The following is a 22,493-nucleotide window of genomic DNA, read 5'->3' on the forward strand; positions in this document are numbered from 1 at the left end:
GCCTCAGAAGAAGTCGGTGAGACCGGCCTGACCGTCATCGCTGTCGCGGTCATCTTCGCCGTCTACGTCGGCATCGGCGGGTACGCTTTCGGCGTCGTCGTCGGCCGACTCCGCCGCTTCGTCCGTTTCCGTTTTCTCTTCGTCGTCCGCGGCGGTCCGCGTTGAGTCGGCTGTACCCGCTGCGTCCCCATCGGCGTCGCTCGGCGATTCCGCGAACGCGCCGCCGGAGTGCGCCTCCATCGCCTTCTCGCGCAATTCCTGCGCGTCCTCGACGATGGACTGCACCTTCTTCGTCGACTCGCCGCTGCCGGTGACGTGGGCGACGTGTTTCTCCTCGAACTCGTAGTACGCCGCCATCGCGACGGTGAGGTCCCGCGGCTTGCAGTGGTGGGTCATCACCGAGAGATACGGGACGATTCGTCGCCGGGCGATGCTCATGCTCGTGCCGCTCGACTCGGCGACGCGGCGGGCGACGTCGTCGCCGGTCTTGTCCTTCGAGCGCCAGAACTGCGGGCGGCCGTACCGCGTCCACCCGCCCTTGGTGTCGTCGCGCCCGGCGGCGACGCCCGCGGCGAGGTTGTCGCCCGCGTAGCGCCAGTAGCTGTAGTCCTGACTCGCGCGGACCCGGCCGAGCCAGCGGTCGGCGTTCGCGAGGAACTCGTAGGCGCGGGCGACCTCCTCGCCCTCGTACACGTCGAGCATGTTGTCCTCGACCCACTTCGTGAGGTCGTCGGGCGTCTCGTCCACGTCGTAGGAGGTGTACAGCGCCTGCTGCGGGGACTCCTCTTTCAGCACCTGGTCCAGAAACTCGAAGATGCCGACCGAACGATCGCGGTCGCTCGTCGCGACGGACTCCTCGGTGATCTCGTCGCGCCCCTCCGCGGCGGCTTGCAGGTCGTTGACCGCACCGCGCAGGTCGCCGCTGTTGGCGTCGGCGATTCGCTGGAGCGCGTCCGAGTCGTACTCGACGCCCTCCTGTCGGCAGATGTCGCGGAGCACGGGGACGATGGAGCGCGCGCTCACGTCGCGGAACTCGATGGACTCGCAGGCGTTGCGCAGACCGCGGCTCATCTCGTAGAACTCGTTGGCGATGAGCACCATCGGCTGGCCTGCCTCCTTGACGAGTTTCGTGATGGCACGCGCGCCGCCGCGGTCGTAGTTGCCGTGGATGTTGTCCGCCTCGTCGAGGACGATGAGCTGTCGGCCGGAGCCGCCGGAGATCGACCCGCCGAGCGTCTCGTTCATCGCCGCGCGACCGGCGAAGCGCTCGATGACGGCGGCGGTCCGCTGGTCGGAGGCGTTCAACTCGACGGTCTCCCACCCCATGTCGTTGGCCAGCGCGTGCGCCGCGGAGGTCTTGCCGACGCCGGGGCTGCCGTAGACGATGACCGCGTCGCCGTGGTCGTCCCACGTCTCGGCCCACTCGCGGAACTGGTCGCGGGCCTTGTTGTTGCCGCGTATCGCCGACAACGACCGGGGGCGATACTTCTCCGTCCAATCCATTACTCGAACAGAAGCAGGTGGCGCGTTTAGTGGTTGCGGAGCGGCGGCTGTCGCGTCTCGGTCTTCGCCGTCGACGACGGTGTACCGACTCCGAAGTCGAACAGTCCGACGTTGGGACTTTGTTGTACGGTAGTGCGAAGCGGTATACTGTTCTCTCTGGACCGTCCGGACATGGATGACCACTCGACACACGGCGACCACGACGACCACGACGACCACGGCGACCGCGGCCACTACGACGACTCATCGACCGAGACGCGGGGTTATGCGTCGGGAGAACACGCCGTGCCGGGCGGATTAGCCGTCGCGGCGAACGGGCTCCGCCTCAAACCCTCCGAGACCCGATTCGACTCGGAATCGAGCACCGACTGGACGTTCCGCATCGTCGACGACGACGGATCGGTCGTCACCGACTTCGAGGAGACGCACGGACGACGGTCCCACCTCGTCGTCGTCCGACGGGATCTGACCCGGTTTCAGCATCTGCATCCGGAACTCCAGTCCGAAGGGACGTGGCGCGTCGACGGGTTCGCGCTCCCGGCCCCGGGAGTGTACCGCGCGTTCGTCGACGTCGTCGTGGACGGACAGTCGACGACGCTCGGGTTCGACCTCTTCGCGTCGGGAACGGGTCCGGAACCGACCGACGAACGGCCCGACTCGTCGCGCCGAGCGACTGCGGGTGAGTACGAGGTCGAACTGCTCGCCGACGAAGTCGCGTCCCGAGAGCGGACGCAGTTGACGTTCGAGGTTCGGCGCGGCGACGACCCGGTCCGGAAACTGGAAGAGTACCTCGGCGCGCTCGGTCACCTCGTCGCGCTCCGCGAGGGCGACCTCGCGTATCTACACGTCCACCCGGAGGAGACTGAGCCAGATAGCGGCCGCGTCGCGTTCGACGCACGCTTTCCGACGCCGGGGCGGTACCGACTGTTCCTGCAGACGAAGCCGGAGGGAGCGTTGATTACGACGGCGTTCGACGTTCGCGTCCGCGGGTAGCGTGACGCGAGGCACGACGACTTTCTTTCAACTGTCGATGTCGTCGGCCGACGAGTAGGGCGAGGTACAGGCGGCGGAGTACGTCGACTCGTTCGTCGCCTCCGGCTAACTGGAGGCGCAGACGGGAAAGTGAGCGGCCGCCACCGCCGAAGCAGTCGTTTTCGGCCTGCTACTCTTCGTCCTGTTCGTCGCCCTGCGTCTCGTCCCCGCTACGCTCTCGGACGACGACGTTCGAGATACGGGTACCGTCAACTGATTCGACCGTCAGCGCGTACCCGTCGACGAGTATTCGGTCGCCGGATTTCGGCGCGCGCCCGAGTTCGCTCAACACCAGTCCGCCGATGGTGTCGAACTCCTCGCTCTGGAACGCTGTGCCGAGCGCCTCGTTGACTTCGTTGATGGCGACGCGGCCCTCGAAGGTGTAGCCGCCGTCGTCGCGTCGTTCGATGGTCGGCTCCGTTGCCTCGGCGTCGAACTCGTCGTGAATCTCGCCGACGAGTTCCTCGACGACGTCCTCGATAGTGACGATGCCCTCGAAGGCACCCCACTCGTCGATAACCACGGCAAGTTGGATTTTTCGCCGACGGAACTCCGCCAGTATATCGTCGATATCGCGGTCCTCGGGAATGACGATAGCCTCGCGGGCGATGTCGCGGGCGCGGAGTCGATCGGTCTCTTGACGTCCGCCTTCGACCGCCCGGAACACGTCCTTGACGTGGACGAACCCGACGACTTGACCGGGATCGTCGGTTTCGACGACAGGGTAGCGGGTGTATCGCTCGTTCGCGACGGTCGACCGGAGTTCGTCCAGCGGTGTCTCTGCCGAGATCGTCATCACGTCCGGACGCGGCGTCATTATTTCGCGCGCGACGGTGTCGCCGAGGTCGAATACCGCCTCTATCATCTCCACCTCCTCCATCTCCACGTCTCCTTTCCGACCCGACTGCGTGACGATGGTAAGAATCTCCTCCTCGGTGTGCGTCTCGTCGGTCTCGGAGGCCGGGGAGACGCCGACGAGTCGGGTGAAGAAGATCGCCGTCCCGTTGAACACCACGATGCCCGGGACGAAGAGGTAGTAGAACAGTTTCATCGGTACGGCGACGAGCAGCGCGATGCGCTCGGCCTCCTGGATGCCGAGCGTCTTGGGTGCGAGTTCGCCGAAGACGACGTGCAGGAACGTGATGATGCCGAAGCCGATGCCGACGGTGACGATGTGGAGCGTCTCCGGCGGAAGAACCGGCTCCAGAATCGGGTCGATGAGCGCCGCCACCGCCGGTTCGCCGATCCAGCCGAGTCCGAGCGAGGCGATGGTGATGCCGAGTTGGCTGACCGCGAGGTAGTCGTCGAGGTTGTCGGTCGCTTCCTTGACGATTTTCGCGGACCGACCGCCTCCCTCGGCCAGCGCTTCGACCTGTGTCGAGCGAATCTTCACGAAGGCGAACTCGGCGGCGACGAAGAAGCCGTTGAGAACCACGAGAAACAGCGCGAGCAGTATCCGCCCGACCGAGAGGGCGACGTCTACCATCGTTTCCCCTGTCTCGTGCCGGACCGAAGGACGTCCGGGAGTCGAATGAGGTTAGACATGTGGAGTGTATCACGCGAACGGGAAAAACGGTGGCGGTCGTCGCGAACCTGACACGACAGTCGACGCCGAAACGAACGTTCGAACGACGATACCGACATCGTGACGTTGTGTCACACCCGAGCAACTCTTTTTCCCGCCCGCTGTGACCTCGGAGTATGTTCCCCGAGACGGTCGAGACAGAACGCCTCCGCCTGGAGCGTCTCGGTCCCGACACGGTCGACGTGCACGATTTCTACGCCGTGATGTCGGCGGCGGAGATGGACGAGGTGACGCGTCACCACACGCAGACGCGGCACGAGACGCCGAAGGAGAGCGCCGACTATCTCGACGAGAAAGCCGAGCAGTGGGAGAACGGTGAGGCGGCGCAGTACGTCGTCCGCCCGCAGGCGGACGAAGACGGCGCAGGGAAGTTCGCTGGCGTCACCGGCCTCGGATTCCAGTGGGAGAAGCGCACGGCTATCATGGGTCTGTGGCTCCGGCCGCGCTTCTGGGGCCGCGGCTACTCCGGCGAGCGCGCGGCGGCGCTGCTCGAACTCGCCTTCGCGGAGTTGGACCTCGAACTCGCTTCGCCCGAACACACTCCGGAGAACGAGCAGTCGAAACGCGCCATCGAAAAGTACGTCGGCAGGTTCGGTGGTCGCTACGAGGGCATCCTCCGCAACTGGGTCCCCGCCGAGATGACGACGACGGGAGAGGCGTGGAACCTCCACCGCTACTCCATCTCGCGGGAGGAGTGGCGCGCTGCCGACGACGACGAGACGGTCGAGACGCCGGACGTGGAGGTCCGGTATGGCTGAGCGCGACCTCTTCCCGACGGTCATCGAGACGGAACGCCTCCGACTCGAACCCAGAGCGCCGGAGTACGTCGACGTGCACGAACTGTACCGCATCTGCTCGTCATCCTCGCCGGAGATGGAGGAAGTCACCCGATACTTGCCGTGGTCGCCGCACGAGACGCCGAAGGAGACGTTCGGGTTCCTCCGCCGCGGCGAGGAGAACCGCGAGAAACACAAGAAGGCCGACTACGTCATCCGCCCGCGCGAGGGTGAAGACGGCGCGGGCGAAATCGCCGGATTCGGCGGATTGACGCTTCAGTGGGACCGCCGCAGCGCTTCGCTCGGTCTCTGGCTCAGAAAACGATTCTGGGGTCGCGGCTACTCCGGCGAGCGCGCCGCGGCGCTGTTGCACCTCGCGTTCGAGCAACTGGACCTCGAACTCGTCCGCGTCGCGCACGACCTCGAGAACGAAAACTCCAGACGCGCCATCGAGAGGTACGTCGAGTGCTTCGACGGTCAGTGCGACGGGACGTTCCGCAACGCGGCGGCGACGGCGGACGGTGACGTCGTCGACCAGACGCACTACACGATATCGCAGGAGCAGTGGCGGGCGGCCGGTTGCGACGCCGAGTCGACGGTCCGGATGCGGTGGGACGACAGCTGAATTTCGTCCGACTCGTCACTTTCCGTCCGGCAAGGACCCGGCGACGACCTCGCCCCCTTTCAGCACCGCTTCGGGGTTGTTCAAAAGTGTCACGTCCTCGGTAGGGTCGCCGTCGACGACGAGCAAATCCGCATGAGTACCGGGTTCGAGCGTTCCCGACCCCTCCAGACCAACGGTTTCGGCGGCCGTCTCGGTCATCGCCCGAATCGCCTCCGACTCGGTCATCCCGTACTCAGCCATGAACGAGATCTCGGTCGCGTTCGACCCGTGGGCGTTGAACGGCGTCCCGGCGTCGGTGCCGCCGGCGATTCGGACGCCCGCCTCAGCGGCCCGGCGGAAGGAGTCGATGTGGCGCTCGTACACGTCGCGTGTCTTCCTGGCGCTCTCCTCGGTCGCTATCTCGGTGTTGCGGATGATGTGGTACGGCGCGGAGAGCGTCGGAACGAGCGTCACGTCCTCGCGCACGAGCATCTCGACGGCCTCGTCGTCCAGAAACGTCCCGTGTTCGACAGTGTCGACGCCCGCCGCGACAGCGGTTTTGACGCCCTCGCCGCCGTGGGCGTGCGTCGCCGCGTGGACGCCGCGGCGGTGCGCCTCGTCGACGACAGCGTGCAGTTCCTCGTCGGTCATCGCCACCGCGTTAGGGTCGCTACCGGGCGTCGTCACCCCACCGGTGGTCATGAACTTGATGAACTCTGCACCCTGTTTGACCTGCTCGCGGACCGCTTTCCGTGCATCGGCGGGACCGTCTATCTCCCGGCCAAGGTGGTGACCGTGGCCACCGGTGATGGTGATAGAGCGGCAGTTGGCGACCATCCGCGGGCCAGGCACGTAGCCGGCGTCGACTGTGCGCTTCAGGGTAGGGTCCACGTCGCGCGCACCCATCGCGCGGACGCCGGTCACGCCCGATTCGAGCGTCTTTCGGGCGTTTCGGGCTTCGACCAGCGCGAGTTCCGCGTCGCTCATGTCGACGACGTCTTCGACGCTCGCCTCGCCGGAGAGCGAGAAGTGGACGTGCGCGTCGACGAGACCCGGGAGGACTGTTCGGCCCGGCAGCGAGACCACGCGCTCGTCTCCGTCGGCGTCGGACGCCGCGTCGCCGACGGCGAGTATCGTCCCGGGGTCGGTGTCGGCGTCGCCGTCGGAAGACGCCGTCTGACTCCCCTCCGGACTCAGTTCGGGGACGTCGACGCGAATCGACCCCTCGCGGAGTTCACCTCGGTCGAACAGTAGCACGTCTCGAAGAATCATCGTCGCGACGTAGTGTCGGCGACGGCTTGAACGTGTCTTTCTACGTTATGTGTGCTCATTCGACACATCTCGGCGAACTACCACGTGGCCAGAAAGCACTTTTGATGCGACCAGTTCGAGGAGGATATGACTGGGACGAACAGCGGCCGGTTCGATGCTCTCACTGCCGGTGTAGGCGCGCTCGCCGGGACCGTCGCCTACGTGTTCGGCTACGCGCTGACGTACGCGCTCACGAGTTCGGAGATTCAGAACTCCGCCGCACAGCAACTGCTGGAGGTCTTCAGCGGCGAGTCGGCGACGTGGAAAGCCGTCGGCTGGGTGTTCTACAACGCCCACTTCGTCGACGCGGAGATACCGGGTCTGCTCGGCGCGTCGCGCGCAATCGACTTCATTGCGGAAGTCGAAGCGTTCCCGTCGCTTCTGTACGCGCTCCCGCCGGTGCTGCTCTTTCTCGCCGGGGCAGTCGTCGCACGGTCGAACGCCGCTGCAAACGCCGCGGGGGGCGCGAAGGCGGGGGCGTCGGTGCTTCTCGGATACTTCGCGCTCTCGGTCGCCGGAGCGTTTCTCTTCGCGGTTCCCGTCGGCGAGGCGGCGACGGCCGAACCCGACTTCGTCGCTGCCATCCTCGTCGCCGGCGTCGTTTACCCGGCCGTCTTCGGGACGTTCGGAGGCGTCGTCGCCAGTGTCGTTCAGAGTTCGCGGGCGACCATCTCGCCCCAGTGAGTGAAGCCGAACCGCTCGTAGAACGTCCGCGCGCGCTCGTTCTCGCCGTCGACGTCGAGCACCATCCGGTCGAGCGGGAGGTCCTGCGCCCGCGCCGCGTCCAGCGCCGCCTCCAGTAACTCGTCGGCGACGCCGGTTCCGCGGTGGTCGGGCGCGACGTAGATTTCATTGAGCACGGCCGCGTCCCAGATCATCGACAACGAGGGCGGAAGGACGAACGCGTAGCCGACGAGTTCTCCCTCGTCGCCCTCGGCGACGTGAACCGCCCGCTCGTCTTCGGCGACGCAGTCGTCGACCCACTCTCGATACCTCTCGCGGTACTTGTCGGTGAGTTTCGCCTCGTACGTCTCGAGCTTCTCGTCGCCGCCGGTCCCGTCGCCCAGTCCGAGTTCGAAGGCGCGTTTCAGTCCCCAGAGGGCCTCGTACTCCTCGGCCACGTAGGGTCGAATCTCCATGACGGCGTATCACCGAACGGCGGTATCAGTGGTTCGAAGTCGGGGAATTCGTCTACTTCGCCGATTCGGAGTCTCTCACCGAGTTCTCCCGTTCTCACGGAGGCGCGCACCCACCACGACGACGCTCACGAGCACCAGCATTAACTGCGTTCCCGAGGAGACGACTGGAAACACTCGCTCGACGTTCTTGGGTTCGGCGCCGGGCGACGGGTCGACGCCCGTCCGGTAGTGGCGCGTCTCCGTCGTCGCCCGCGGTTCCTCGGACGCGAGTTCGACGAACGTCTGGACGACGCCGCGCCGATTCGAGAGGTGGAGGTGTCCGTTTATCGAGTAGAACCCGTCGTAGAGCGGGTAGAACGCGTTGATGCCGTTGGTGAACAGGTCGGGAAAGATGCCGCCGAACGTGAGCGCCGCGAGCGCGGCCCACCCGACTCGGACGCCGCGGCCGCCGAATCGGTCGCGGAGTCGCGAGCGACCCCGAACGCGGGTGTCGTATAGCAGCGCGCCGCCCAGCAGCGTCGGAAGCAGCAGTGTGTGGAGCAACGAGCGATGCGCGCCTGCGAGGGCGAACCCGAAGAACGTGTCGAGGTCAGGCACCGCGGCAGCGACGAGAACGACGGCGAGCGCGCGGCGGTCGAACTCGTCGCCGAGGAGTGCGACGCCGACGAGCGCGCCGACGGAGAGATGGACGACGGTCGATGGCACGTACTGAGGTCGTACAGCGCGACCATGTACGTTGCGCCGCCGTCGACTGGGGTTTCGGCGTCGCCTCCGGATATCGTCATTCGTCGAACCCCACTTTCGATAAGCTTTTGCCCGGCCGCCGACCCACACCGCGTATGTGGCAGTCTGCCCCCGGAGGGCCGCGACGGTGACCGAGACACCCAGAGACGACCTCGCCCGGCGCATCGCCGGTGAGGTGACGCTCAGCGACGAACCGGGCGCTACGCTCCGGAAGTGGCGCACCGACTTCGACGTCTCCCAGACCGAACTGGCGGCGCAGTTGGAGGTGTCGTCGTCGGTCATCTCCGACTACGAGAGCGGCCGCCGCGAGAGTCCGGGCATCGGCGTCATCCGGCGGATGGTCGACTCGCTGCTCGACATCGACGAACAGCGCGGCGGGGGCCGGATACGCCAGTACGCCCGCGTGCTCTCGGCGGGGTTCGAGAGCGACATCGTCCATGACCTGCGCGAGTACTCGACGTCGATACCGCTGAACCGCCTCTACGAGGCGATGGAGGCGACGGAACTCGTCCGCGGCGACGACGACACCGTCAGCGGCCACACCGTCATCGACAGCATCCAGGCCATCACGCGCCTCTCCTCCGACGAGTTCTACCGCCTCTACGGGCAGAGCACGAACCGCGCGCTGGTGTTCACGGGCGTGACGCGCGGCGAGTCGCCGCTGGTCGCGATGCGCGTCGTCAATCCGACACCGAACGCCGTCGTCCTCCACGGCGTCAAGCAGGAGGACCTCTGGGAGCACGCCCCGGCGCTCGCGCGCATCGACGGCTTCTCGCTCGCCGTTTCCACCCGCGACTTAGACGAGATGCTCGACGAGATGCGCGAGTTGCCGTAGTCGGACTCCTTCGTCCGTTTTCGCCCGTTATCGCATTCAGTAGTTTAGTACCGCCGGCGCGACCCCGTCTCCGCCGGGTTGGTGTCGATATGGTGGACCGACTCCGGGGAGAGAAAGCGACCGCTCGGGAGTTCGACCCACCCGGTCGCCAGTAGGCGAATCCGCCCCTCGTGCAACACCGTTTCCTGTTCGAAATCGCCGTAGACGACGGCGTCTCGGTACTCGCGCTCGAACAACTCAGTGAACAGCTCCCACAGCGAACTGGTCGGCACTACCATGCGACGGTGTATAGATGGTTGAACAAAAAGCGTAGCGCTCACTGCTTCGGTTATCGGAGTGAGGGCCGATTCACTCGGCCGAAATCGCCCGTTCGCTGTGCACCTCGACGAACTCGAGTATCGCGTCCGTCCCTTGGAACCCCCTCTGCGAGTCGCCCGACGAGCTCGCCATCCTCGAACAGCAGCGTCGGGACGCTCCGCACGTCGAAGCAGTCGATTAGCTCCGAGATCGTCTCGCGGGTTCACCATTGTGACGGCGATCTCGGTCGCGCGGGCGACGTTGCCGACAACCGGTTCGATGGACTGACAGAGCGTACAGCCCTTCGTGTAGAGGTCGGCGAGCACGAAGTCTTCCTCGGCCACGAGGCGGTCCAGTTCCTCGCCGGAGGAGAGCCGAATCGGTTTGCGTCGCTGCGCGTCGGTGTCTACGGAGTCGGCAGTCACGGCTTTCGGTACCGCCGTGCGGTAAAAGCGATTGCGCGGTTCGGTCGACCGGTCGCACGGTTGTTCGGGGAACTCTGAGCGCGCCGCGCTCCTACCGCCGACCGCTCGGGCTCACCGACTCACCGTCTCGCCGATGCACGGAATCACCGGTTCGCCGCCGCTCACCCAAACAGCGACTTGTTTCGGGCGCTCTGGATGGCGTACGCGGTCCCCAGAATGGCCACGCCGAGGAACACCTCCGTGTAGCCCGGCGGCGTCGGGTTCGGGAGCAGCGACCACGCGAAGATGGCGAGGCTCACGAGGACGACGAGCCAAATTCGCCACTTGCCGAGGAGGCGTCTGCCGAATCCGGTGTCCCTCGAGTCGTCCTCCAGTCTCCCAGTGCCCGCGTCGGCGTCGGTATCTGTCTTCCCGGTGTCCGTGTCGGCGTCAGTCTCGTTGTGAATAGACATCTGCTCCCACCACGTGTAAGTACGGGACCGACTCGCATAGGCGCGGGGCAGGAATACAAATGGTTTTGAAACGGGTCGAGCAGCCATCCGACTTGCAGCTACTCGATGTACTCGTACTTGCGCTCGTTCATCCGGCCCCATCCGGTGAAGACGAACTCGTCGGACGGCGCGGTGAACTCCTCGACTTCGATCTCTTTCACGTGGTTGTGAACGTCGTGAATCTGCTCGTACTCGCTGTAACTGAGTTCGTAGCGACGTTCGAGTAGGTCGTCGACGTTGAGCGCGCGAATCTCGTCGAGCCAGCCGTCTTGGACGGTCTCGGCGTGAATTTCAGCCTGCGCGCCGGAGCCGTACGAGCCAACGAGCAACCGGTCGCCCGACAGGGACCGTCCCGCCTCGGCGGCGTTTTTCAGCGCGCTGACGCGGGCGATGTGGACCGACCCGGTGTACCAGTTACCGACCTGCTCGGAGATGGCGAGCGTCGGTTCGATGGCCCCAGCGTACCAGTCGTGGTAACTGTCGGTCTGCTTCAGCGCGTCCATGTAGTCGCGGATGGCCGCCTCGTACTCGTCCCACGAGCCGAAGTCGGCCTCTCGGGGCTGGCGCCCGATTTCGTCGGCCATCGCGTCCTCGACGTCGGTGTCGCGGGTCATGTGGCGGTAGCCGAGCAGCGCCGCCTTCCGGACCATCCCGGGGAACGGCGTGTGGAACGGGATGTACTCGAAGTCGTCGGGGTGGGTGTCGCCCGCGACGCTCTCGTAGTCCTCGAGCGCCTCTCGCATGCGCGCGAGATAAACTTGAACCGAGCGCTTGCCGTCGACGCTCGGGAACTGCTGGTTCGGTTTGAGGAAGTCGGTCTCGTCGGCGCTGCCGTAGCCCTGCTCGGTGGAGAGTTCGACGAGGTCGGGGTCCTCGGAGATGAGCATCGCGACCGCGCCTGCGCCCTGCGTCGCTTCGCCGGGGTCGCCGCGTTCGTACAGCGCGGTGTCGGTGGCGATGACGAGCGCCGACCGTCCGCGGTTGCGCCCCGCGCGAATCCAGTTGTACGCGTCGTCTAAGCTCTGGGTCCCGGCGATGCAGGCGAACTTTCGCTCGCCTTTGTTCGCGTGGTGGAAGTCGTCCTCGTACAGCTGTTCGAGACAGCCGGCGATATACGTCGAGACCGGCTTGGAGTTGTCGAAGGAACTCTCGGTCGCGACGTCGATGCGGCCGATGTCGTCGGGCGTGAGGCCGCGCCGATCCATCAGGCGCTTGGCCGCGTTCGCGCCCATCGTGACGATGTCTTCGTACACGTCGGGGAACGACGAGGCTTCGAGACCGATTCCCTTCGTGTACTTCTCGGGGTCTTCGCCCTTCACCGGGGCGAACGTACCGGGGAGGTCGAGCACGAGCTTTCCCGTCCAGATTTCGACGGCGTCGATTCCGACTGCGGTCATGTGTGTGGGATACTGAACGTCGGTATATGGGCCTGTCGATGGGGGGTTCGTCAGATGTCGAACTCTGGACGCTACGGTGAACGTCGTCGACATACTCGGCCCGTCCGCGAAGTGGAGAGTGACGGTGAGTCCCTCGCCCCGCATATCCACATCGTCACTGGAGTTCACCGTGTCCAGAGACATCTCGTGCTGACCGGCCTCGTTCCGTCCGCCGTTCTGTTCCTGTAGCTTCCCCACCGCCACCGCGTTAACCGCCGCCACCGCCGTTACCGCCGCCTTTTTCGTTGCCTTTCGCCACGGTTAGCCCGAACGTCGCGTACTCCGCCTCGGCGTCGCCGTATCCGACCTCGACTTCGACGTCCTCGTTCTGCGCAGATTTGTCGGGCGCCTCGTAGACGACGCGAACGCGGCCCTCGTCGTCGGTCGTCGACCCCTCCGGGAACGTGACCGTTCCGTCGCCGGTCGTCACCTCGGCGTCCACCGACTCGCCGCTCACCGGGTTCCCAAACCGGTCGCGGACCTCGACGACGAGATTCTGGCTCGTTCCCGCGTCAACCGTCGCGCCGTTCCCTTCCACGTCGGTCACGTACGCGGCCGACTCCTCGTTCGTGCCCGACCCGACGCCGATCTTCGCCATTCGGAGCGAGTACGTCTGGTCGGCTTCGAGCGTAATCGTCAGGACGCCGTCAGCGACACCGAGATCTGTGACGTACTCCTCGTCCTCGAGCAACTCCTGCCACTTCTCCTCGGAGAGTTCCGTCGCGAGCGAGATTCGAATCGGGTCGCCGTCGCTCGTCACCGTCGTCGTGCGCGTCGAGGCGCTCACCGGTCGCGCGTCCAGCGCCGCGTTCCCTGTGCGCGCTGTCGATACCTTCCCGTCGAGCGCGACGAGCGAGATGCGCCGTCCGTCCACGAGCGTCTGCTCGCTCTCCGGGAGCGTCGCGCCGTTGCCGAAGCCGTTGTACAGCACCGAGTTCTCGTACACCGTCGTCGGCGGGTTGCGGTACTCGGTGTACTCCGGGGCGTATTCGAGCGACCGCGTCTCGAACGTACGAACGTCCTCACCTGTCCAGTAGTCGGCGGTCTCTCCGTCGAGCGCTCTCGCGTTTTCGACGACGATGCCGTCGGCGTCGCTCTCGGTGGTCGAAAGCCGTCCGCTCACGGGCGGCGGGTTGACGAAAAGAACGCGGTTGGGATATCTGACCCCGAGAGAAATCGATACCGGTCGTGTCGTGTCGGTCGCCGCGCTCCGCAGAATTGCGCTTCTCGTGTCCAGCATGTCCTGCTGGACGCGCTGGTTGTGGTCGAACTCGACCCGCTCGTTGTCCGCCGGGACGACCTGCGCCTGATACATCGACATCGAGAGTATCAGGATGCCGAACAGGAGGATAGAGCCTACCTGAACGGTGACTGCGCGTCGGTCGTCCCGAAAGTTCATGGACGGGACAAGTCGTGGAGACAGTAAAGGTTACTGCTCCGAAGACTTTCAGTACGTCGGACGGTTACTCGTCGTCTTCGACGACTTCGGGGTCGCTCATCGCGCTCTGGAGACTGTCGAGACCGTTGACCCACTCGGAAACGAGACCGTACTCCAGTTCCTCGGCGACCGACATGTCGAGGTCGGCGCCGTCGATGACGTGCGTGCCCGCCTGAACGAGATACCCCAGCGCGGCGTCCAAATCGTCCTCCGCCTCAGCGTCGGCGGCGGCGTGGACGTACTCGTCGACGGGCGCGTCGCCGACGGTGCCGCCGTTGACGTACTCCTCGGCGGCGTAGAAGACGCAGACGAGACTCGTCTGGACGCCGTCGATAAGCATGAGTTTCTCCTCGTCCTCGAGCGACGGTTCGGCGAGGACGATGTCGCGAATCTTTGCGATTTCGTCGAGCGCTCGCTCCTCTTCGAGGGCGTCGTCCTCGTAGGCGGAGACGACTTTTGCGACGGCGATAGCCGCGTCGTCCTGCAGGTTCAACAGCAGGCGCGCAGAGTCCTCGTTTTCCGGGTCCAACTCCTCCTCTTCGACGCGGGTGAGCCAGTTCTGCCAGCGTTCCTCCGTGTAGAACGTTTCCTCGGGGTCAACCATATCTCACCCGAACGCTGCAGTACTCAAATGCCTTTCTTCTCAGCGGACGCAACGTGTGAACCCCTCACCCGGTGGGTGACCGTCGGCGAATTTCGCCGACTGGACGGCGTCTGACGCGCCGCTCCGCCCACAGAGTATTAAATATAGTGACATTTTCGTCTGAACGCAGCGTTCCCGTGCCGGTCTCACTCCACACCTCGCTTCGTTACTCCCCGGCACGTCTCGTCACTCCCGGCGCGCTTTGTTGGTCACGCCGCGCTTCATCAGTCCCGCCACGCCGCGTCAGTTCCCCGTTCGGCGTCGCGTCAGTCGAGCGTCGACTCGGTGTCGATGCCGTAGACGTGCTTCGGCGTCTCGACGTGCGCGTTTCGCATCGCTCGTTCGTGACCCTCGTCGAGCAACCAGCGGACGCGGCGGGGAACCGTCTTCGGCCCGAGCACCGCGCCCGGCCGGTCCGGATCGTCGACGAAATCAGTCTCCATCAGAAACGGCTCGTCGGCGTCGACGGCGACGCGCAGGCGGTCTTTCTCGCTCATCACGCTCGGCGTCAGGCCGCGGAGCGTCCCGCCCGCGTAGTGTTTGACGACGCGCTCGGCGGGGAGGCCCCGCGCCTCGGCCCACTCGGCGATGTCGGTCAGGTCCTCGCTCGCCTCGGTGTGTAACTGGACCGCGCAGTCGCGCTCCGCGCCGAGCGCGAGCGCGTGTTTCAGCACGTCGTTGGAGGCCTCCCAGACGACATCCGAGACCTCGTAGTGGGGGCGACCCGATTTCAGCGCCAGCGCGCGGCCCTCCGCGACGAACTCGGCGGCGACGTCGAGTCCGGCGCACATCAGGTCGCGCGCCGCCTCGGGCGCGAAGTCGCGTTCGTCGGTCAGGCGGGTGATGAGTCCGGGGTGGACGCCGAGTACCGGCCACGCGTGCCCGGCGAGCACCTGGTTCGCCTCGGCGACTGCGCCGAGCGTCTCCTCGAACACGGAGCGGAAGTCCTCGCCCGTCTCGGTTTCGACGCCGAGGTGCCACGAGGGTTTGTTGACGACGAGCAGGTGGGTCCCACCGAGGTGCGCGAACTCCTCGACGGCCTCGACGCCCCGGCCGTGCCGCGGGTCGAGATGTAGGTGGTTGTCCAAAACTGGTGTACCGAGTTCGTCCATGGGCGTTGTCGGTGCGAGAGCGGGAAAAATCTGGCCGCCTCGACCGAGTTGATTCGACTGTGGTCGCAGACGCTCGTCCGAGTTGATTCGACCGTCATCGCTGGCGTTACTCGCCGAGAGTGATGCTCTCGGTGGCCGCGTTTCGGAGCGCGTCCGACCGTCCGTGCGTCCCCGGCGCGATGGCGAGCGTCCGGATGCCCTGCGAGTTCGCTATCTCCAGGACTGGCTTGAAATCCGTGTCGCGCGAGGCGACGGCCAGCGTTCCGACGCCGTCTTCGATGGCGAAGCGCGTCGCGTCGACTGCGAGCTTCACGTCGACGTCGCCGCTCGTGACGACCACCTCGAAGCCGCGGGCCTCCGCCGCCTGAATCAGCCCCGGTGTCGCGTGTTCGTCGAGATACAGGCGGGTCGTGACGAGACGCCCCGCGCCCTCCGCCGCCTCCCGCACGTCGTCCAAGTCGACGTCGAACTCGTCGCGCAGAATGTTCGGCCCGTCGACGAACAGCGCGACGCCTCTGTCGCGCCCCGACTCGTCCGTGAGCCGCCCGAGCAACTCCATGTGCTCGAATTTTTCCGGGAAAATATAGGCGTGCTGATTCGCGTAGCCCCGTTTGTACGGTCATACTCGCCGAGAATGTTTCTCAAAAATTACGTTTATCTAGATTTGATAGTAAAGAAAATAATTAAGTAATTTGGACATTACATTCAGTCGCAGCTATGTCAGACAAAGACACTCCCTCGTGGAAGCGTCGTGGATTCCTGAAGACGACCGGTGCGCTCGGTCTCGTCGGCCTCAGCGGCGTCGGTGCGGCGACGCCGGGTCGCAACCCCGGTCCGAAGGAAGACGAGATTCTCGTCGGCGTCTCGAAGACGGCGGACAGTCCGCGCGCGGCGGTCGAGAGCGCGGTGCCGGGCAACGCCCGTATCGTCCACGAGAACAAGCAGCTCAGCTACGTCGCCGTGAAGTTCCCGTCGGAGGCGTCCGACGCCGCCCGAGAGAACTTCGTCGAGGCGGTAACGAATCGCGAGAACGTCAAGTACGCGGAGAAAAACGAGACGCTCGAAGCGCTTTATACGCCGTCGGACGAGCGGTACTCCGACCAGTACGCGCCGCAGCAGGTCAACGCCGACGTGGCGTGGGATACGACGCTCGGTAGTTCCGATGTCACCGTCGCCGTCATCGACCAGGGCGTCAAGTACGACCATCCGGACCTCGCCGACCAGTTCGGCTCGAACAAGGGCTACGACTTCGTCGACGACGACTCGGACCCGTACCCGGACGTCCTCAAAGACGAGTACCACGGCACCCACGTCGCCGGTATCGCCGCAGCGACGACGGACAACGGCGAGGGCATCGCGGGCATCAGCAACTCCACGCTGCTGTCGGGGCGCGCGCTCTCCGAGGAGGGCAGCGGGTCGACCGCCGACATCGCCGACGCCGTCCAGTGGGCCGCGGACCAGGGTGCGGACGTCATCAACCTCTCGCTCGGCGGCGGCGGCTACACGGACACGATGAAAAACGCCGTCTCGTACGCCTACGATGCCGGGTCGCTCGTCGTCGCAGCCGCGGGCAACGACTACGGCTCGTCGGTCTCCTACCCGGCGGCGTACAGCGAGTGTCTCGCGGTCTCGGCGCTCGACGAGGACGAGTCGCTTGCCAGTTACTCGAACGTCGGCCCAGAGATCGAACTCGCCGCGCCCGGTTCGAACGTCCTCTCGACGTGGACGACGAGCACCGAGTACGACAGCATCTCCGGCACGTCGATGGCGACGCCCGTCGTCTCCGGTGTCGCCGGGCTGACGCTCGCACAGTTCTCGCTCACGAACGAGGAACTCCGCACACACCTCAAAAACACGGCCGTCGACGTGGGTCTCTCCAGCGACGAACAGGGTAGCGGCCGCGTCGACGCCGGCAACGCGGTCACGACCGAACCCGGCAGTGGCAGCGACGGCGGCAGCGGCGACTCCACGTCGGCATCGGTCGACGGGTCGCTCAGCGGTTACTGGGACTCGAAGTGTTGGAGCTACGGCTTCGAGTACGACGGCCCCTCGAAGATCGTCGTCGAACTCTCCGGTCCCTCGGACGCCGACTTCGACCTCTACGTCAACGAAGGATCCGGGTCGTGCCCGTCGACGAGCGACTACGACTACCGCTCGTGGACGACCGACAGCCAGGAGACCATCACTATCGACGACCCCGACGACTCTGCGGACCTGACGGTGCTCGTCGACTCCTACAGCGGCAGCGGCGACTACACGCTCACCATCACCGAGTACCAGTAACTCGGTAGTCGTCTACTCGTCAGTCATCGCACGCGTCCGGTTTCTTTTTCCCTCGCGTCGCCAACGGTCGTCGGTTAACAACATCGTTTCGAGCGATGATTGTCCCCAGATACACTTTCGGCTCTGTTGAAATCCTCAGGACGTGACAGATATAGCGTGCTGATTACAGAGGATGTTGTCATCACGATGGTTTCACATATTTGAGGCGGCGTAAAGCGGTCTCGACGCCTTCAGCTAGCCGGATCGTGACGTTCCTCGTCGCCCTCTCGGTGGGAAACCTCATCGAGGGTTTCGATGTGTACCGGATGCCGGTAGAGGAACACTCCAACGGCGACAACCCAAATTACGCCTAGAGATTATCCAGTTTGGAAGGCCATCGATAGGTCAGTGTACCCGGTCTGCGCCTGGACGATCCCGAAGGAGAGCGCTCCGAGACTGGCGACGACGCTCAACCAGCCCATGCCGCTGAACCAGCTGGGGCGAACCGGCGACTCGGCGGTAGCGAAAAACGCCCCGCGAAGAGCCCCGCTGCGACACCGAACATGAACCACTGGAGGCTAAAGAGCCCGCCTTCGATCTGTCGAACGGCGAAGGCCGTCTCGTACAACAGCTCCTGTTGGTCGGGTCCTGCCGCTGCCCACCGATCGACCATAATTCCGAGGGCAACGCCATCAACCGCTATGAAGACGGCGTAGACACTTGCACATACCACCATCGCAGCCCCACCGAGGGTAGCCCACACCCCGGCGACGCCTCTGCGAAGCCGCCAGGCCAGCGCGAGGATTGCGGCAGACATCAACAGAATCCCGAGAAGCTCCCCTAGATGGTAGAGCCCCCAGATTCCTTCGACCGCATAGTCCGAGAAGGCTGCGTGTGTATGGTGCGGCGGCGTCCATGGGTGTATGTATGACGAAACACCATAGACTACAAGGCCCGAAATTGCCGCAAAGGCCCCAATGTTCGAAAAATACCGTTCAGAGGGACCGACTGTCTTAATTTCGTCGTTTGTTGACATTTGTATTCTACCGTGCTAAAACACCTCCTGAGGACATAATTCTACTTTCAAATATTTAGAGTATCCAGCAGCAGATACCGGAGCAGAAACCGTTACGGTTCAGTATATTTTGAGCGGTGTGTGTTTCATTTATTGAAAAGATTGCTTTACTCCCGTTTCGAGGTGTCTCCGTCCCGAATACGCACCTTGTATTCCGCTCAGTCGCTGAAACCTACTCAGATACTGTCAGAGGCGACGTGCGAGATGTAGAGGATGAGTTCAGCGCGGCGGTCTCGTTCGTTTCACGTCCAAGTTAATGAACCAACCGTTCAGTAGATTTGTTTATTGACCGCTGAAAACTCAGTTAATCGCTTGGAGAAACTCATCTAGCGTATCGGTGAGTTCATCAACCTGTTCTCCGTTGATTTCAGCGGAATAGCGGACAATGAAGATGTTCTTCTCATCGGTGTGACGAGCCTTGTCTATTTGTTCGACTCCTTTCCAAATCCCTGTGACTTTGACTTGGCCGTGTTCAGCGTGATCGTAGTTTTCACCTCGCTCGATAGCCAGATCAGAGTCAGAGCCCGGTAGCTCGTCAGAATCATCCATACTTGCCCATGATGTCCCTCTAACCTTGTTTCTGTTGGTGGGTGCGGTATCTGCTTCCCCTGTACTTAAGTGGTCACAACTTTCGCAAATCGAATAGAACCTCGCGCTACATTCGCGCTATCTATTTAGTAGCAGTCGACGAACTACCGAGAGCTTGTTAGAAAACACGTGTTGACTACAGAGAGTGTTTCGTTGCCTGCAACCAGAATGGGAACAAGCTTATCTCTGTCAGTCAACTGAAAACGGATATGAATGGCCGGGAGCCAGAGGCTCTTATTCCAGCGGCCGTAGACACACTTCCGATCAACTTTGCAATCCTCGATGACGAAGGGAAGATCCTGTATACAAATCGCGCATGGCAGGAGTTTGGCGAAGCGAATGAGATCGAACTTCGACCAGATACAATCGGAACCAACTATCTTACGATCACCAGACAAGCGGAGACGGAGACGGCACAAACGGCTGCCGCCGGGTTATCCGAGATTCTAACGGGCGAACGAGAACTCTTCGAGTTCGAATATCCGTGCCACTCTCCCGACAAACAACGTTGGTTTCTCATGCGGGCAGCATCGTTCACTAACGGTGACCAGAGATACGTCGCTGTTGCCCATTTCGACATCACTGATCGGTACACGTATCAGCGTCAGTTAGAAGAGTCCAACGAGCGCCTCCAGCAGTTCGCCTACGCAGCCTCCCACGACCTGCGAGAGCCGTTACGGATGGTCACGAGCTACCTACAGCTGCTAGAGCGTCGGTATAGCGATGACCTCGACGAAGACGCCAAAGAATTCATCGAGTTCGCAGTTGACGGTGCCGAGAGGATGGAGGCAATGATCGAGGGGCTGCTTACGTACTCCAGAGTCGAAACACAGGGACAATCCTTCGTTTCGGTCAATCTCGAGGCAGTGCTGGACGATGTTTTGACGGATCTCGGTATCCGGATCGACGAAGCTGGTGCCGAAATCACTGCTGAATCGCTACCGACTGTCAGAGGTGACGCCAGCCAACTCCGCCAACTCTTCCAGAACCTACTGGAAAACGCTCTCCAGTACAGCGGCGAGCAGAAACCCCGAGTGTCAATCTCTGCAACGCGTGACGAGGACGAGTGGATGATTTCGGTCAGTGACAAGGGGATCGGTATCGATCAAAAAGATGCAGACCGGGTTTTCGAGGTGTTCCAGCGACTCCACAGCCACGAGGAGTACGAAGGGACAGGGATCGGCCTCGCACTCTGTCGACAAATCATCAAACGCCACGGGGGCGAGATTTGGGTAAACTCCGAACCCGAAGAAGGATCGACGTTTTCGTTTACGCTTCCGGCCCCCGATACGTGAACGCTTTTTGAGAATTCCCCCGGCTGTATTCGCGCTGGGAGTTCAGCAGGGAGATGTCGGACTACCTCAACTTCTGTCAGGAGTGGCGTGACCGGCTCAGAGGGTACATCTCTCAAGAGGCCCTCGTTTAGTTCTCTCCATCTCAGTTGAACTAACAGCGTAATAGCGCGTGTGAACTATTCGTCTCTGTAGAAGAAGAACCGAGCGAGCATGATAACAACCAACACCAAGAGAATAAACGGGAGTAGCTCCCCACCTCACTGCACCAAATCTCCAACGGATCTCGCAAATGGGTCGGGGTCGGGATGGGGGCGTGGTGTTGAAGTGTTTGTTGAATCCATGTAATAGCACTAACAATGCGGGCTAAGTACTTTCTCTGGATTCAACGATTCCAGTAATCACGCTTTTGGGCTACTCCCTTGCGAGATACACGTCTTCTATTCAGCACGGCACAGACTAACCATCAAATATTGAGCATTTTGACAGAGACACAATTTCTACAATTTGTACAATGCGTGAGTTCATGCGTCTCGGTCCCATGTACGTGTTATGCGACTCCGGTACGTCGACGGAACCATCGAAATCGACGGTTCGTCGGACGCGTTCGACAAGGCGGCCGCGGCGCTCGAACTCGACTCGAAGCGAGCGGACGCGCTCCACTACCGGCCGATTCGTGACTCGCTTCGGGCGGCGGGTGTCGAGTTCGAAGACGACGTGCTCGACGCCGTTTCGGGCGTGGACCTCTCGTGTTCGCTCTCGCTCCGTCCGTATCAGTCGGAGGCGCTTCGAAGCTGGCGGCGAGACGAGCGGGGTGTCGTCGTCCTCCCGACCGGCGCGGGGAAAACGTACGTCGGCATGGCGGCGATCGACGCGGTCGGGGGGCCGACGCTCGTCGTAGTTCCCACGCTCGAACTCGTCGACCAGTGGCGCGACGAACTCGCGCGCTTCGAGGTTCCGGTCGGCGAGTTCACCGGGCGAGCGAAGGACCTCGGCCCCATCACGGTAACGACGTACGATTCGGCGTACACCCACGCCGCCGGCTTCGGCGACCGCTTCGAGTTCGCCCTGTTCGACGAGGTTCACCACCTCGCCGCCGAGAAGTACCAGCGCATCGCCGAGCGGATGGCCGCCCCCGCCCGGATGGGACTGACCGCGACGTACGAGCGCGACGACGACAGACACACGCGACTCGCACGGTTGTTGGGCGGGAAGGTGTACGAGATCGACACCGACGACCTCACGGGCAAGTATCTCTCGCCGTACACCGTTGAGCGAATCACGGTCGACCTGACGCCCGACGAGCGCGAGGCGTACGACGAACACGCGGCCGTCTTCCGAAACTACGTCGCCTTCAGCAACGTTTCGCTCGACGGCCCGGACGGCTACCGGAATCTGGTCGTCAGAAGCGGCAACGACCCACGGGCGTGGCGGGCGATTCGCGCCCACGAGACCTCGCGAAAGATAGCGTTCAACGCCGAGTCGAAACTCGCCGAACTCGCCTCGCTGCTGCGCGAGTGCCGCGAGAACGGCGACCGGGTCATTGTCTTCACCCGCTACAACGACCTCGTCCACGTCGTCGCCGACCGGTTTCTGATTCCCGCCGTCACCTACAAGACGCCGACCGACGAGCGCCGCGCGACTCTATCGTGGTTCAAATCCGGACGCGTCGACGCCGTCGTCAGTTCGCAGGTGCTCGACGAGGGCGTCGACGTCCCCGACGCGAACGTCGGCATCATCCTCAGCGGCACCGGCAGCAACCGGGAGTACCGTCAGCGACTCGGCCGCATCCTCCGCCCCTCGGAGAAATCCGCCCGCCTCTACGAACTCGTCTCCGCCGACACCGGCGAGACTCGCACCGCCGACCGACGCCGTTCCTGATCCGATCTTCACGTTCTCACCGAC

Annotated in this window: 22 protein-coding genes and 1 pseudogene; 8 read left to right on the top strand and 15 right to left on the bottom strand. The window is 63.6% G+C overall.

The features are described 5' to 3' along the window. Window positions 1–3: 3 nt before the first annotated feature. On the bottom strand, window positions 4–1,503 hold the full coding sequence (locus LAQ58_RS03250; protein ID WP_224449194.1) for a replication factor C large subunit: 1,500 nt from the start codon (window positions 1,501–1,503) through the stop codon (window positions 4–6). 171 nt (window positions 1,504–1,674) lie between these two features. Here LAQ58_RS03250 and LAQ58_RS03255 point away from each other — a divergent pair, with 171 nt between their 5' ends. After that, window positions 1,675–2,496 carry a hypothetical protein gene (locus LAQ58_RS03255; RefSeq protein WP_224449195.1) on the top strand — a complete coding sequence of 274 codons (822 nt, stop codon included), beginning with the start codon at window positions 1,675–1,677 and terminating at the stop codon, window positions 2,494–2,496. A 169-nt stretch (window positions 2,497–2,665) separates the two neighbouring features. Here the strand turns inward: LAQ58_RS03255 and LAQ58_RS03260 are convergent, their stop codons facing one another. Beyond that, window positions 2,666–4,021: a hemolysin family protein gene (locus LAQ58_RS03260; protein ID WP_224449196.1), complete on the bottom strand. Its 1,356-nt coding sequence runs from the start codon at window positions 4,019–4,021 to the stop codon at window positions 2,666–2,668. A 215-nt stretch (window positions 4,022–4,236) separates the two neighbouring features. Between LAQ58_RS03260 and LAQ58_RS03265 the strand changes: the two genes are divergently transcribed. Together LAQ58_RS03265 and LAQ58_RS03270 are read left to right on the top strand one after the other, a co-directional pair. After that, window positions 4,237–4,878, top strand: coding sequence for a GNAT family N-acetyltransferase (locus LAQ58_RS03265; RefSeq protein ID WP_224449197.1), 642 nt, complete (start codon window positions 4,237–4,239; stop codon window positions 4,876–4,878). Next, window positions 4,871–5,521 carry a GNAT family N-acetyltransferase gene (locus tag LAQ58_RS03270; protein ID WP_224449198.1) on the top strand — a complete coding sequence of 217 codons (651 nt, stop codon included), beginning with the start codon at window positions 4,871–4,873 and terminating at the stop codon, window positions 5,519–5,521. Before LAQ58_RS03265 ends, LAQ58_RS03270 begins: the two co-directional genes overlap by 8 nt. A gap of 15 nt (window positions 5,522–5,536) precedes the next feature. On the opposite strand, the gene LAQ58_RS03275 is transcribed toward LAQ58_RS03270, so the two are convergent. Then, window positions 5,537–6,772, bottom strand: coding sequence for a metal-dependent hydrolase family protein (locus LAQ58_RS03275; RefSeq protein WP_224449199.1), 1,236 nt, complete (start codon window positions 6,770–6,772; stop codon window positions 5,537–5,539). Window positions 6,773–6,898: 126 nt separating this feature from the next. On the opposite strand from LAQ58_RS03275, the gene LAQ58_RS03280 reads away from it, so the two are divergent. Further along, window positions 6,899–7,495 (top strand): DUF7978 family protein, encoded by a 597-nt coding sequence (locus LAQ58_RS03280; protein WP_224449200.1) that lies wholly within the window; start codon window positions 6,899–6,901, stop codon window positions 7,493–7,495. Here the strand turns inward: LAQ58_RS03280 and LAQ58_RS03285 are convergent. Both LAQ58_RS03285 and LAQ58_RS03290 read right to left on the bottom strand, forming a co-directional pair. Then, on the bottom strand, window positions 7,462–7,950 hold the full coding sequence (locus LAQ58_RS03285; RefSeq protein ID WP_224449201.1) for a GNAT family N-acetyltransferase: 489 nt from the start codon (window positions 7,948–7,950) through the stop codon (window positions 7,462–7,464). The genes LAQ58_RS03280 and LAQ58_RS03285 overlap by 34 nt on opposite strands. A 75-nt stretch (window positions 7,951–8,025) precedes the next feature. Then, window positions 8,026–8,655 (bottom strand): metal-dependent hydrolase, encoded by a 630-nt coding sequence (locus LAQ58_RS03290; RefSeq protein ID WP_224449202.1) that lies wholly within the window; start codon window positions 8,653–8,655, stop codon window positions 8,026–8,028. Window positions 8,656–8,821: 166 nt separating this feature from the next. Here LAQ58_RS03290 and LAQ58_RS03295 point away from each other — a divergent pair, with 166 nt between their 5' ends. After that, entirely contained in the window at window positions 8,822–9,529 is a 708-nt protein-coding gene (locus tag LAQ58_RS03295; RefSeq protein WP_224449203.1) for a helix-turn-helix domain-containing protein, read from the top strand. A gap of 44 nt (window positions 9,530–9,573) precedes the next feature. On the opposite strand, the gene LAQ58_RS03300 is transcribed toward LAQ58_RS03295, so the two are convergent. From LAQ58_RS03300 to LAQ58_RS03335, 8 genes and pseudogenes are all read right to left on the bottom strand, one after another. Next, window positions 9,574–9,807 (bottom strand): hypothetical protein, encoded by a 234-nt coding sequence (locus tag LAQ58_RS03300; RefSeq protein ID WP_224449204.1) that lies wholly within the window; start codon window positions 9,805–9,807, stop codon window positions 9,574–9,576. Window positions 9,808–9,877: 70 nt separating this feature from the next. Next, window positions 9,878–10,251 (bottom strand): annotated as a pseudogene (locus LAQ58_RS03305) (thioredoxin family protein). 161 nt (window positions 10,252–10,412) lie between these two features. Continuing rightward, window positions 10,413–10,703: a hypothetical protein gene (locus tag LAQ58_RS03310; RefSeq protein ID WP_224449205.1), complete on the bottom strand. Its 291-nt coding sequence runs from the start codon at window positions 10,701–10,703 to the stop codon at window positions 10,413–10,415. Window positions 10,704–10,801: 98 nt separating this feature from the next. Further along, window positions 10,802–12,139 carry a hydroxymethylglutaryl-CoA synthase gene (gene hmgB, locus LAQ58_RS03315; protein ID WP_224449206.1) on the bottom strand — a complete coding sequence of 446 codons (1,338 nt, stop codon included), beginning with the start codon at window positions 12,137–12,139 and terminating at the stop codon, window positions 10,802–10,804. Between the two features lie 247 nt (window positions 12,140–12,386). Further along, complete coding sequence (locus tag LAQ58_RS03320; protein ID WP_224449207.1) at window positions 12,387–13,577, bottom strand: Ig-like domain-containing protein; 1,191 nt, start codon at window positions 13,575–13,577, stop codon at window positions 12,387–12,389. Window positions 13,578–13,641: 64 nt separating this feature from the next. Further along, complete coding sequence (locus tag LAQ58_RS03325; RefSeq protein WP_224449208.1) at window positions 13,642–14,220, bottom strand: DUF2150 family protein; 579 nt, start codon at window positions 14,218–14,220, stop codon at window positions 13,642–13,644. Between the two features lie 305 nt (window positions 14,221–14,525). Continuing rightward, on the bottom strand, window positions 14,526–15,371 hold the full coding sequence (locus tag LAQ58_RS03330) for a TatD family hydrolase (protein WP_224449209.1): 846 nt from the start codon (window positions 15,369–15,371) through the stop codon (window positions 14,526–14,528). 106 nt (window positions 15,372–15,477) lie between these two features. Then, window positions 15,478–15,930 (bottom strand): NYN domain-containing protein, encoded by a 453-nt coding sequence (locus LAQ58_RS03335; RefSeq protein ID WP_224449210.1) that lies wholly within the window; start codon window positions 15,928–15,930, stop codon window positions 15,478–15,480. 158 nt (window positions 15,931–16,088) lie between these two features. Between LAQ58_RS03335 and LAQ58_RS03340 the strand changes: the two genes are divergently transcribed. Continuing rightward, window positions 16,089–17,654 carry a S8 family serine peptidase gene (locus LAQ58_RS03340; protein WP_224449211.1) on the top strand — a complete coding sequence of 522 codons (1,566 nt, stop codon included), beginning with the start codon at window positions 16,089–16,091 and terminating at the stop codon, window positions 17,652–17,654. Window positions 17,655–18,102: 448 nt separating this feature from the next. Here LAQ58_RS03340 and LAQ58_RS03345 read toward each other — a convergent pair whose 3' ends face one another. Together LAQ58_RS03345 and LAQ58_RS03350 are read right to left on the bottom strand one after the other, a co-directional pair. Beyond that, the gene (locus LAQ58_RS03345) at window positions 18,103–18,669 is read right to left on the bottom strand and encodes a hypothetical protein (protein WP_224449212.1); all 567 of its coding nucleotides are present in this window, start codon (window positions 18,667–18,669) and stop codon (window positions 18,103–18,105) included. Between the two features lie 339 nt (window positions 18,670–19,008). Beyond that, window positions 19,009–19,257, bottom strand: coding sequence for a hypothetical protein (locus tag LAQ58_RS03350; RefSeq protein WP_224449213.1), 249 nt, complete (start codon window positions 19,255–19,257; stop codon window positions 19,009–19,011). A 248-nt stretch (window positions 19,258–19,505) separates the two neighbouring features. Between LAQ58_RS03350 and LAQ58_RS03355 the strand changes: the two genes are divergently transcribed. Together LAQ58_RS03355 and LAQ58_RS03360 are read left to right on the top strand one after the other, a co-directional pair. Further along, complete coding sequence (locus tag LAQ58_RS03355) at window positions 19,506–20,591, top strand: PAS domain-containing sensor histidine kinase (protein ID WP_224449214.1); 1,086 nt, start codon at window positions 19,506–19,508, stop codon at window positions 20,589–20,591. A 549-nt stretch (window positions 20,592–21,140) separates the two neighbouring features. Continuing rightward, window positions 21,141–22,469 (top strand): DEAD/DEAH box helicase family protein, encoded by a 1,329-nt coding sequence (locus LAQ58_RS03360; protein ID WP_224449215.1) that lies wholly within the window; start codon window positions 21,141–21,143, stop codon window positions 22,467–22,469. Window positions 22,470–22,493 lie beyond the last annotated feature (24 nt).

The organism is Haloprofundus salilacus, assembly GCF_020150815.1.
In the GTDB taxonomy this organism is placed as follows: domain Archaea; phylum Halobacteriota; class Halobacteria; order Halobacteriales; family Haloferacaceae; genus Haloprofundus; species Haloprofundus salilacus.